The 11,711-nt window shown below is 36.2% G+C and carries 11 protein-coding genes; 8 read left to right on the forward strand and 3 right to left on the reverse strand.

Going from position 1 to position 11,711, the window contains the following annotated elements; all coding sequences use genetic code 11:
- Positions 1-341: 341 nt before the first annotated feature.
- Together AC1RNS_RS17945 and AC1RNS_RS17950 are read right to left on the reverse strand one after the other, a co-directional pair.
- Complete coding sequence (locus tag AC1RNS_RS17945; protein WP_492994622.1) at positions 342-1,409, reverse strand: LLM class flavin-dependent oxidoreductase; 1,068 nt, start codon at positions 1,407-1,409, stop codon at positions 342-344.
- A 100-nt stretch (positions 1,410-1,509) separates the two neighbouring features.
- Entirely contained in the window at positions 1,510-2,769 is a 1,260-nt protein-coding gene (locus AC1RNS_RS17950) for an MFS transporter (protein WP_492994623.1), read from the reverse strand.
- Between the two features lie 237 nt (positions 2,770-3,006).
- Here AC1RNS_RS17950 and AC1RNS_RS17955 point away from each other — a divergent pair, with 237 nt between their 5' ends.
- From AC1RNS_RS17955 to AC1RNS_RS17970, 4 genes are all read left to right on the forward strand, one after another.
- Positions 3,007-3,588 carry a TetR/AcrR family transcriptional regulator gene (locus tag AC1RNS_RS17955; RefSeq protein WP_492994624.1) on the forward strand — a complete coding sequence of 194 codons (582 nt, stop codon included), beginning with the start codon at positions 3,007-3,009 and terminating at the stop codon, positions 3,586-3,588.
- Positions 3,589-3,760: 172 nt separating this feature from the next.
- Positions 3,761-4,291 carry a sigma-70 family RNA polymerase sigma factor gene (locus tag AC1RNS_RS17960; protein ID WP_492994625.1) on the forward strand — a complete coding sequence of 177 codons (531 nt, stop codon included), beginning with the start codon at positions 3,761-3,763 and terminating at the stop codon, positions 4,289-4,291.
- A complete protein-coding gene (locus tag AC1RNS_RS17965; protein ID WP_492994627.1) occupies positions 4,275-5,540 on the forward strand; it encodes a DUF4179 domain-containing protein in 1,266 nt (421 codons plus the stop codon). The genes AC1RNS_RS17960 and AC1RNS_RS17965 overlap by 17 nt, the downstream gene beginning before the upstream one ends.
- Before the next feature lie 275 nt (positions 5,541-5,815).
- The gene (locus tag AC1RNS_RS17970; RefSeq protein ID WP_492994629.1) at positions 5,816-7,198 is read left to right on the forward strand and encodes an amino acid permease; all 1,383 of its coding nucleotides are present in this window, start codon (positions 5,816-5,818) and stop codon (positions 7,196-7,198) included.
- 200 nt (positions 7,199-7,398) lie between these two features.
- Here AC1RNS_RS17970 and AC1RNS_RS17975 read toward each other — a convergent pair whose 3' ends face one another.
- Positions 7,399-7,788 carry a RidA family protein gene (locus AC1RNS_RS17975; RefSeq protein WP_492994631.1) on the reverse strand — a complete coding sequence of 130 codons (390 nt, stop codon included), beginning with the start codon at positions 7,786-7,788 and terminating at the stop codon, positions 7,399-7,401.
- Between the two features lie 453 nt (positions 7,789-8,241).
- Between AC1RNS_RS17975 and AC1RNS_RS17980 the strand changes: the two genes are divergently transcribed.
- The 4 genes from AC1RNS_RS17980 to AC1RNS_RS17995 all read left to right on the forward strand — a co-directional run bounded on the left by AC1RNS_RS17980 (position 8,242) and on the right by AC1RNS_RS17995 (position 11,675).
- On the forward strand, positions 8,242-9,294 hold the full coding sequence (locus tag AC1RNS_RS17980; RefSeq protein ID WP_492994633.1) for an AI-2E family transporter: 1,053 nt from the start codon (positions 8,242-8,244) through the stop codon (positions 9,292-9,294).
- A gap of 154 nt (positions 9,295-9,448) precedes the next feature.
- On the forward strand, positions 9,449-10,117 hold the full coding sequence (locus AC1RNS_RS17985; RefSeq protein ID WP_492994635.1) for a GntR family transcriptional regulator: 669 nt from the start codon (positions 9,449-9,451) through the stop codon (positions 10,115-10,117).
- Positions 10,118-10,144: 27 nt separating this feature from the next.
- Positions 10,145-11,356 carry an MDR family MFS transporter gene (locus AC1RNS_RS17990; RefSeq protein WP_492994637.1) on the forward strand — a complete coding sequence of 404 codons (1,212 nt, stop codon included), beginning with the start codon at positions 10,145-10,147 and terminating at the stop codon, positions 11,354-11,356.
- 118 nt (positions 11,357-11,474) lie between these two features.
- Entirely contained in the window at positions 11,475-11,675 is a 201-nt protein-coding gene (locus AC1RNS_RS17995; RefSeq protein ID WP_492994639.1) for an excalibur calcium-binding domain-containing protein, read from the forward strand.
- Positions 11,676-11,711: the final 36 nt, after the last annotated feature.

Here is an 11,711-nt window from a genome sequence, read left to right on the forward strand (position 1 = left end):
TAATAAAACTATCACGACAGAGTAGCTAAGCTTTTTAAAATTCTTCGTTCACTATTTTCTCACTTGAATAATTCTATTTATTCCCAATTTAATTATATGTAAATATATCCAAAATATCAATTTTATCTATAGACACCACAACACCTTTTGCTGTCTGTACAAAGCACTCGAACAAAACATCATCTATATTGTGGTGCCCTCCACCATATATCCATAACATGGATGGAAGTTTATCACGATTTTGCCTGCAGCATTTGGAATTATTCGATAGGTGATTTCTTTAAAAGTAGTTTTGACAGGAGACCTCTACTAGATTCCAAATTGTAATACTTTTAACTTTCCTAAAGGAATGAATGTGACTCCTGTTCTGCTTCCCATTTGGCAACTTCCTCACGTACACGAGGAGCAACTTCTGTTCCAAGTAACTCTATGGCACGCATCACCTGTTCATGTGGCATCGTGCTTAAAGGCACATACAACATAAAACGTGTAATCCCAACATGCTTACGAAGATGAATGATTTTATTAGCCACTGTATTTGGATTACCAACATACAAGGCTCCTTCAAAACTTCGTGCAGCGTCAAAGCTAGAGCGATCATAATAAGCCCAGCCTCGTTCTTTCCCTAATTTGTTCATGCCTGCTTGAGTCGATGGGAAAAATGTATCTGCTGCCCATTCTGTGTTTTCTCCAACAAAACCTATTGAATGGGAACCTACCTGAAGTTTTGATAGATCATGACCTGCATGAGCAGCGGCTTTTTTATACAGCTGTACAATGGGAGCAAATTGCATTGGACTACCTCCAATAATAGCGAGCATAAGAGGTAATCCCAGAAGACCAGCTCGGACGGCGGATTCTTGATTGCCACCGCTGCCAATCCATACTGGCAAAGGGTTTTGAACAGGTCTAGGATAAACTCCTAAATCATTAATCGCTGGTCGATGTCCACCCTCCCATGTGACTTTTTCAGATTCACGTATTTTGAGCAACAATGCTAAATGCTCTTCAAACAGCTCATCAAAATCCTTCAAGTTATAGCCAAATAAGGGGAAGGATTCGATAAAAGAACCTCGTCCTGCCATAATCTCCGCGCGACCATTTGAAATACCATCGAGTGTAGAGAAATCCTGGAAAACTCTTACAGGATCTGCAGAAGAGAGCACTGTCACTGCACTAGTTAGTCTTATTTTTTTCGTTTGAGGTGCCGCCGCTGATAGAACCATTGCTGGGGACGAAGCAGCGTAATCTACCCTATGGTGCTCGCCGACGCCAAAAACATCTAGTCCTACTTGATCAGCTAAAATTATTTCCTCAACAACTTCACGCAATCGTTGTGCGTGACTTATCACGGCCCCAGTGTGAACATCTGGTTTCGTTTCTACAAAAGAAGTAATACCTATTTCCATTTATGATTTCTCCTTGTCTGATTAGTTTTTATCCATCATGATTCTTGTAGAAATAGAGTGATCAGTTTAACGCCATGTTAATTAGCACCTTGTTATTTCATTAAATCCTTACTCGGCTAGTCATTGCCCAAAAAAGAAGGGCGAAGGCACTAACAGAGGCCCCTAGCAAGCAAACCCCTCCCCAGCCAAAGTATGAGTACATTTGTGTTGAAGCAATGGATCCGCTTGCACCGCCAATAGAATAGAACACCATATAGCCAGCTGTAAGTCGACTTCGTGCTTCAGATCGCAGTGGAAGAATCATAGCTTGATTTGTAACATGAACGGCTTGCACCGCCAAATCAAGAAGAATTATGCCGATGACTAGCGCAATTAAAGAATGTTCAAGATAACGGATGAACAACCATGAAAGCAGTAGTAGAGCTAAAGAAATACCTGTCGTTCGCTGTCCATAACCTTGATCGGCCAATTTCCCTGCTCGCGCTGCTGCCAATGCTCCAGCTACTCCTACAAGGCCAAATGCTCCAATCGCGCTGTGAGATAGAGCGAACGGAGGTGTACTAAGCGGCAGTACTAGTGAAGTCCACAAAATGCTAAAGTCAGCAAAAATCAGCATGGCTAGAACGGAGCGGATTCGTAATGTTCTTTCCTGAATAAACAAATCAAGCACTGACCTAATTAACCGAATATAGGACAATGATGTTACCTCACGTTCAGCATGAGGTAACACCTTGGCAAACATACAAACCATCAAAAGCATAATGACAGCAGATACCAGATATACAGAGCGCCAGCCTGCAAGATCGGTTACTACACCAGCGAATGTTCGAGCGAGAAGTATACCAATAACAATGCCGCTTGTTACAATCCCAACAACCTTGCCCCTTTCGGCAGAGGAAGCCATTGTCGCTGCGAATGCCACAAGTGTCTGTGTCACAACTGCGAGTAGCCCCACCAAAGCCATACCTGCAAAAAGTACGATGCTTGAGAAGGCAGTACCAACGATAGCTAGAGCCATTGTAGATAACAACATTTGACCAATTATTAATCGACGTTGGTTCAGTAAATCTCCAAGAGGTACCAGCAATAGTAAGCCTAATCCGTAAAAAATCTGTGTGATGGTAATAACGATACCAATAATGGAATGATTAATACCAAATGCCTCAGACAATTGATCAAGCAAGGGCTGTGCAAAGTAAATATTAGCGACAGATATTCCACAGACAGCAGCAAACAACAATGTAACAGCTCGTGATATAGATGACTGTTCTTTCATGTTAGATAAGGCTGTGGATGATGAAGAATCTGTTATTTCGTTGTAAAGAGGCGGATGTTCTAAATTTGTCTGTAGTTTACACATGCTTTCCCTCCATTCACAGTAAATTGTAATTATAACATACCGTTCGGTACAATATAATTATTGGTAAATATATCTTAACGTTCTCTTGAATGTCAACTAATTATTTATAAATCAAAAAATACTGAGTGTTTATTTGACATGAATACTACTCGTATATATAATAATTACATACTATTTGGTATGAATTTAGTGTCAATAAAAATAATCCTTATAATTAGAGTATAGAGGTGTGTTCTTATGGCAAGAACCCGTGAATTCGATGAAGGTCAAGTTTTAGAAGCAGCAATGCAGCTATTTTGGGAGAAAGGATATGAGGCAACTTCGTTAAGTGACCTCACCTCTAGAATGGGTATTCAACGCCCTAGTATTTATTCGACTTTTGGAGACAAGAAAGAATTGTTTGAAGCCGCGCTTCGAAGATATACAACGTCTCGTGCATCTGATATACGATCTAGACTTCAACAATACTCGTCTGTAAAAGAGGCATTTTCAATCTTTTTTGCAGATATTATTACAGAGGAATACGAGGAAGATTTCAGTAAAGGTTGTTTTTGTATCAATACAATGGTAGAGCTTGCTCCTCATGATGAGAAATTTGAAGTCCTGACTAGAGAACATCAAATGTACTTAGCCGTTATTTTTCAGGAGACAATTGAACGAGGAATCCAAACTGGTGAGCTGGATGCCAACACAGATGCAAAGTCTTTAGCACAGGCATTGATTGTATCGTTAATTGGTATAACAGTTATGATGAAATCTCGACCACAACGCTCCTTTGTTGACAATGCAGTCGCAGCAACACTCACCTTATTAAAGTAATTCGATTGAGTATAAATCAAGAAAACGAAATTTAAATAGTTACAAACCTATCTCCTCCTTTAGAGCAAATTTTCTAAAGGAGATTTTTTATGCTATAAATTCTCACTTTATTGAAACGATTTACAAATCTGTATCATCTAACATATAGAAACAAGAAAGGAGGATGGAAAAGTTGCAGGAAAAGTCACTATTACTAAAGGCGAAAAAGGGTAATAACAAAGCTTTTGTGGAGCTGTTGCAGAATGAAAAAATAAAGCTATATAAAATGGCCTATATTTATATGAAAAATGAAAATGATGCTTTAGATGTTGTACAGGAGACGGTAGCAAGAGCCTATAGCAAAATCCATACAGTCAAAGAGGAGCGCTATTTTACCACATGGCTGATGAGGATTCTAATCAATACAGCCATCGAGACGCTTCGAAAAAATCAAAAAATAGTACCTATCTTGGAACAACAATCAGAGCAAATCCAAGTTTTAAGCTATGATGAGAGACTAGATTTACTACAAGCTATTGAGCAGCTTGAAGAGAAATATAAAACTGTCATTCTATTGAAGTATTATCGTGATTTATCTACAAAGGATATTGCTGATTTATTAGATTGTCCAGAGGGCACAGTTAAGACAAATGTGCATAGAGGCATACAGCAGCTAAAAAAATATTTTAATAGGGAGGGAGAGAATTATGGAGAACAATATTAAGAAAGTAATAGAGAGCATCGATGTCCCAATGGAAAAGCTAGATTTTGCTATTGAAAAGGGGATGGGCATACAAAAGAAAAAAGACAAGAAAATATGGAAAAGAGTCATCCTTTCAAGTGTGGCAAGTATAGCTTTAATTGTGGGTTCCGGTTTTATTTCTCCTAAAATGGCAAGTGTGTTAGCAGACGTGCCACTTATTGGTTTTATGTTTAATATAAAAGAACATGATAAAGGATTGGAAACAGCGCTTTCTGATGACAATAAGGCAGTCCTAAATAAGACAGTTACTAGTAACGGTACAGCTCTTACAATAGAGGAAATTGTGTTTGATGGAGCACGGTTAAATGTGATTTTTTCAATGCCGGAGTATAAGGAACTTTCACAAGCCATTATAACTGTTAACGAAAGAGAACTAAATGTTCCTGAAAGTTTAAAAATTTTAGAAGATAAAAATATATTTCGCGGGTTATTAGAATTTCCGATCGCTGAAGAATTACCTGATAAATTTGATTTAACCATAAAGTTTCTACAGGTGGGTTCTACAAAAGGAGAATGGCTATTTTCTACACCTATTAAAAAGGTAAATAATCATAGCAATAAAGTAATTGCTGGTCAAACAGGGAAGGTAAAAGGTAACGCCTTTGTTGTAGAAAGCATGGACAGCTCAACAACAACGACAAAGATCAAAGTGAAATTTGATGCGACTATGGACAAATTATTTTCTGAAGAGTCCGGTGTTCTAAATGCGACAATAATGGATCAGCATGGCACGCCACTTAAAATATTGGACCAACCAGGAAGTGGCGATGACAAAAGTACAACTTACACGTACTTAATAGAGCCCTTACGTCAAGATATTACTGAGGTAAGAATAGCTTACTATTTCTTCCCGTTTAACTTAAATCGTAAGGATTTAATTGTACCACTAGCAGACTCATTCCCACAGCGAATATCACAGGAAAAGATGGGTGATTATGTCATAACTGGAGTAACAAAAAAGGAACATGAGGCTACACTTTCTTTTTATATCGATAGTGAATTTCCTTTTGATGATACACTTACACCTTCCTTTTTTGAGATTGTGTCAGATTCAGGAGAAAGTCTTATCACTAATTATGTTCATGCAGTTGGACCAAATAAGTATGAGGTATCTTATCAAGCAAATGTAGGGAAACCAATTGTTCATACTGTAACGACGCCATATATGGAACTAGAGCCATCTGCTATAGTCACGATCCCAGTAAAATAGTTGTAAAAGATATCTATGAGAATTCTCAGTTAATTGAGGAGCTCATAGATTTTTATATGTACTTAGAATCTCTAACGGTACTAGTTTATAAGTAAAAAAGATAAATATTCAGTTATTTATTTTATTTATCTATATTAAGCAATAAAATTTACTATAATCTAATGAAAAATTAATTTTTCCAATAATCTAATTGTTGACTCAATTCTAAAAAGTATATAATATACTAATTATTAGAAAATTTTATATTTATTAGTTATTAATAAGGGGTGGTTATTATGGCGAAGTTTTTACGAACGAAGTCAATCGAGCAAGCCAATAAAATAACCGAAGTTGAACGCTTTAAACTTAAACGTGAACTTGGGTCATGGCAATTAATGCTATATGTTTTAGGAGCCACAATCGGAGCAGGGATATTTGTTTTACCTGGAACTACTGCAGCTCTACATGCTGGACCTGGAGTTATCGTTTCATTCCTCATCGGTGGGATTGTAACAATTGCAGTTGGACTAGCGTATGTAGAATTCGCAGCAATGGCACCTGTCGCCGGAAGCGCTTACACCTATTCCTATATTGCGTTAGGAGAAATTATCGCATGGATGATTGGGTGGGATTTGCTTTTAGAATTTACGGTTATTGCTAGTACCGTCGCAGTTGGCTGGAGTGGGTACGTAGATTCATTTTTACAATCTGTAGGTATACATATACCCGAAGTTCTTACAAAAGACATTGCACATGGCGGGATTGTCAATCTACCAGCAGTAATAGGATGGCTTATCGTGGCTTGGATTGCATTGAGCGGGATTAAGAATGTGGGTCGTTCAAATACATTATTTACAATTGCAAAGGTTGCAGCAATTATTTTGTTCCTTGCCATCGGTGCATTCCACATTAATCCTGTAAACTGGACGCCATTTACACCATTTGGTTGGTCAGGTGTCATGGCTGGAGCAGCGTTAGTATTCTTTGCTTTTACAGGTTTTGATGGTGTAACAACAGTACTTGAAGAAGTCAAAAATCCACAAAAAACAATACCAAAAGCTTTAATTGGTGGGCTAAGTGTATTAACGCTTATTTATGCTCTTGTTGCAGCGATATTGACAGGGATTGTACCATTCCCTGATTTAGATGTTCCAAACCCAACAGTATTTGCGTTACAATCTGTAGGTATTCAATGGGGAGGCGCTATCGTCGCGGTAGCAGTTATCTTTGGATTGCTTGCTACAATGATTGCAAATACTACTAGTGCTACACGTGTTCTATTTGCGATGAGCCGTGATGGACTTCTCCCAGAGCGTATTGCACAAACGAATAAAAAGACCGGCGTGCCTGTTCTATCTATTTTCATCGTTGTATTGACAGGTATTCTATTATCTGGATTTTTATCGATTGGTGAATTAGCGGAATTTGCTAACATCGGAGGTTTGACTGCGTTTGCATTAACAACAATTAGTGTAATTGTTCTTCGTTACACGCGACCAGATCAACCTCGCGCATTTAAAGTGCCAGCAATATGGCTTGTTGGGATAGTAGGTGTTGGTGGATCACTTGCATTAATTTTCAGTCTGCCAATATTTACAATACTGCGCTTTTTAATTTGGCTAGCAATAGGCTTGGTTATATATATAGCCTATGGATACAAACATGCTAAAGTAAAATAGTGCATAGAGCTTGTCTCAAAAAGGGCTTTTTAACCAAAATGAATAACATGTGAAAGGCAGAAACGTTGTTAATACAATGTTTCTGCCTTTTCAATTTCATGTTATTTTACTCAAAAAGGGACTTATGAGACAGCTCCTAATTTACAGATAAAAATGCAAACCAAAGCGCACATTTCTACGAACATCTACATATGATAAGGTTACATTTCCTTACATGCCCAGGCATCAATCTCCACCTTTATGGAAGGTGCAGCAAGGGCTACCACATACATTAAGGTCGTACATGGAAGATGCTGTCCAAGAAAATCACTTATTATTTGCTTTCGTTGCTCTGCGTTCATCTCCCCAACCAAATAAAAAGCAAGCTTCGTTAAATCCTGAACTTCCATATTGGCACTTTCAAGATTCTTTCGGATATTTTCTAGCGCAATCTTCAATTGAGCTGTTGACTCTTCAGGTATCGTTCCGTCCTTCTCCATTCCGATTTGTCCAGATAATGTTAACCATCTCTGAGGTCCTGTTACTTCAATTTGATGTACATAAGGAGCGACTGGTTGATGAATTTCCTTAGGGTTTCTTGTAATCTTCATAAAAATCATCCTATCTATTTTTAAGTTTAAAATTATGTTAAAAATAACATACTGATACTAATGATTAAAAATTATATTTAATACTATTATAAAGGAACATAAATTGGATATGCTCATTCAAAAGGTTATAATAGATAAATAGAATTAAGGCTTGTAACGCTGATATAGCTTTCAATAAAGTACAAAAGTATTGTTCTCCATTTTAAATTTGATAAGGCATGCAATTCTTTTCCGCTCCTTGGGTTTAACATTCATCCCTTAAGACACTTGTAAGGCAAATATAAGTAAGTCTTATTTCAAGAGATGATGGAAATAATAATCCAAAGAAGGGGGAGTATTTACATAAGAATGATACGTAATGTTTTACATCAATTTATTAATTGCTTATGTTCATTTGATAGCGAAACTGGAGCAGTAAAAACAGCGAAGCCGTTTTGTAGAAGGAGTGAATACATGAGTAATTTCTTTCGTAGCAATGGATTTAAACGCTTTATTATTCTAGTCGGAATCGCTGCTGCACTCTACTTAATGCGCAGTATGATTAATCTTATTCTTCTTACCTTTATTCTTACCTATTTAATGAATCAATTAACTACGAAGACAACAGCAAAAGTTCGAAAGTACGTACCGATGAATGAAAAAGCAGTAACTGTTACCCTTTATTTGTTGTTAGTGGCAGGAATTGTTGCGGTAATCTATAAGTATTTGCCAGTAGTTACCCAACAGATTACACAGCTTTTTGATCTTATTTCTAGCTTTAATTTGGATCCAGATGATAATGAGATTGCCAGATATTTGGCACCTACCTTTGAAAAGATTGAACTTGGTAAATATTTAGAGCAGGGCGTGGACCTGACTCTTAAAAATATTACGAATATTGGTAAAATCATTTTACACATCTTTATTTCGCTGATTTTGAGCTTGTTTATTTTGCTTGAGAAAAAGAGAATTATTGAATTTACAGCAAAGTTTAAAGAAAGTAAGATTGGTCCTCTTTATGATGAATTAAATTATTTTTCAAGAATTTTCATTCGTTCTTTTGGTAAAGTGATTGAAGCACAATTTATTATAGCAGCAGTGAACTGTATTTTATCGGTTATAGCTCTATCTATTATGGGCTTCCCACATTTAATTGCCTTGGGAATCATGCTCTTTGTATTAGGATTAGTACCTGTCGCAGGGGTTATTATTTCCTTAATTCCACTGAGTATTATTGCATATAGCATTGGTGGTTTAATGTACATTGTCTATATCTTAGTAATAGTGATGGTGCTACATGCTATAGAGGCATACTTCTTAAATCCAAAGCTAATGTCTGCAAAGACGGACCTTCCTATTTTCTATACATTCATCGTCATACTCTTCTCGGAGCATTTCCTTGGTGTATGGGGATTGATTATAGGTATTCCATTATTCATGTTTCTACTTGATATTCTGGGAGTTACGTCCTCGGAGGATGAACTACAAAAGGCTACGACTGTGCATGAAAATAAACAAATCGAATAGCAGTATCTTTCAAAAAGGAATCAAAAGATTAAATGATTCCTTTTTGATTTTATAAATTAGCATTATCAATGCTTAAAGAGATAAAAATAAAGAAAGCGACACCGATATGTGATATATTACATATCAGTAGATAAAATATTTGGAGGCATTGATGATGGAACAATTCGATTCTAAGAAAAAGCTTAAACGGACGTTTGTACGTGAGGAGGCATATACGATTATAAGAGATTGGATTGTTGATGGAACTTTAAAGCCCAATCAACAATTGAGAGACAAGGAATTAGCTGAACAATTAGGAGTTAGCCGAACACCAATTCGAGAAGCATTATTGCGCTTAGAAGATGAAGGGTTTGTACAAACAAAGCCTAATCGTTCAACGACTGTATCCCCTATTGATGCTACTGAAGTATACCATCTCTATTCTATTGGCTGTACGCTTGAACAATTAGCGATGAAACAGATATTTGAACATATAGCAGATGATCATCTAAAAATAATGGAAACAATTAATCTTAAACTTAAAAAAGCAATAACTGAAGGAAAACAATTAGAAGCAGTAGAACACGATAACGAGTTTCATGAAGTTTTTATTGAGATATCTCAAAATAAGGAATTGAAACGAATACTTGCGGGTGTCAGACAAAAACTTAGACGTGTTGAATTATATTATTTTAATTTAGTAGAGGATGTTCAATTTTCCTATGAGGAACACTTACGTATTATCGAAGCTATTAGGCAAAAAAATTTATCAGTAGTACTTAATGAAATTGAACAAAACTGGACATTAAGTTTTGCTAGAATCCAAAATCACCTAATTGGTTAATTCATAGAACGAACAAAGGGGTTTGCAATGAGTAAAATACAAAGTTATATCAAGGAATATCATCCAGTTGTACATGTATTAGTTTTCGGTACTGTTTTAATAACCCTAACAAGCTCTATGAGTATGCCCTTTTTAGCTATTTTTTTAAGCCAATCTGTAGGCTTAGATTTTGCGACCATTGGATTTATTATTGGTGTAGGTCCCTTAGCTGGAACCTTTTGTGGGTTAATTGGGGGAGTTCTTTCAGATTTTATTGGAAGAAAGAAATTAATGCTTCTTTCTTTAATAGGGTTAAGTATAGCGTTTGTAGGTTTTATCACTACGGCTAATATTATGGGCTTACTTTTTTTTAGCATTCTTAGAGGAGTAGCTCAGGCTTTTTTTGGTACTGTTTCTAAGGCACTAATGGCTGATTTAACACCAGATCATAAAAGATATAAAATGTTCGCTAATCGTTATTTAGCATCGAATATTGGTTATTCAGTTGGTCCTATGCTAGGAGCATTATTAGGTATAGGAGGCAGTACGATAGCATTTGTATTAACTTCTGTTGTGTATATCATCTATGCAGTTGTTTTATTTCTTATACTTAGAGCTATTGATGATAATGAATCAGTATCTGAGGAGAGCATTAATATAGCATTATTATGGAATACAATGCGTAAGGACACGCCATTATTATTATTTATTATTGGAGGAATATTATTAACGACTGTGCATGGTCAAATGTCTGTGACACTTTCTCAACACCTACAGGCAAATATCGTGGATGGCATAAAATTATTTGCAGCGCTGATGAGCATTAATGGTTTCACTGTATTAATACTTCAAATACCAGTAACGAGATGGTCAGAGCGATTTACATTTACACAAAGAATCTTATTTGGATGTATTTTATTTGCGATTGGAGAAGCTGGGTTTGCCTTTTCAATCAATTGGACACCATTCATTATCTCGATGTTTATTTTTACTTTAGGTGAAATACTTGTTATTCCTGCTGAGTATGCTCAAGTAGATGAAATTACACCATCCCATTTACGTGGAACTTACTATGGTGCTCAAAGCTTAGGGGAGTTTGGAAATTTTGTAGGTCCTTGGTTTGGAGGCATCTTGCTGTCAGTATATGGAGGAACAACGATGTTTTTATTCATGGCTTTCATATCCCTTTTAGGTAGCTATTTCTTTTATTTAGGGAAAAGGAATTATACTAAAAATTTAATTGTTAATGGAAAATTATGATACAAAATGGATAGTTAAGAAAATGGAGCTTCTTTTTAGGGGCTCCTTTTATATTTCATCTATAACTATAGTATTATTACTCTAAATTATGTAAAATTATCCACTAGGGGGTCTTATAGTGAAAAAAGTATTTTTAACTTTATTAACGGCAACATTAGTATTTTCGTTCACATCATTAAATGCTGAAGTAGAAGCGAAAGAGACATTTAAAAACTGCAAAGAACTAAACAAAAAATACCCTAAAGGTGTAAAAAAGGGACATTCAGCGTATTCAGCAAAGCTTGATAGAGATAATGATGGTTGGGCTTGTGAAAAATAAAAAGTAACCAATATAAACCCCTTTCGTTGCAATATT

The sequence above is a fragment of the Lysinibacillus sp. GW821-FHT14F06 genome (genome assembly GCF_058803665.1).

Coding starts and splice junctions, on each gene's coding strand:
- AC1RNS_RS17955 (WP_492994624.1), top strand. CDS start 3,007: ATGGCAAGAACCCGTGAATTCGATGAAGGTCAAGTTTTAGAAGCAGCA.
- AC1RNS_RS17945 (WP_492994622.1), bottom strand. CDS start 1,409: ATGGAAATAGGTATTACTTCTTTTGTAGAAACGAAACCAGATGTTCAC.
- AC1RNS_RS17975 (WP_492994631.1), bottom strand. CDS start 7,788: ATGAAGATTACAAGAAACCCTAAGGAAATTCATCAACCAGTCGCTCCT.
- AC1RNS_RS17985 (WP_492994635.1), top strand. CDS start 9,449: ATGGAACAATTCGATTCTAAGAAAAAGCTTAAACGGACGTTTGTACGT.
- AC1RNS_RS17965 (WP_492994627.1), top strand. CDS start 4,275: ATGGAGAACAATATTAAGAAAGTAATAGAGAGCATCGATGTCCCAATG.
- AC1RNS_RS17970 (WP_492994629.1), top strand. CDS start 5,816: ATGGCGAAGTTTTTACGAACGAAGTCAATCGAGCAAGCCAATAAAATA.
- AC1RNS_RS17980 (WP_492994633.1), top strand. CDS start 8,242: ATGAGTAATTTCTTTCGTAGCAATGGATTTAAACGCTTTATTATTCTA.
- AC1RNS_RS17950 (WP_492994623.1), bottom strand. CDS start 2,769: ATGTGTAAACTACAGACAAATTTAGAACATCCGCCTCTTTACAACGAA.
- AC1RNS_RS17990 (WP_492994637.1), top strand. CDS start 10,145: ATGAGTAAAATACAAAGTTATATCAAGGAATATCATCCAGTTGTACAT.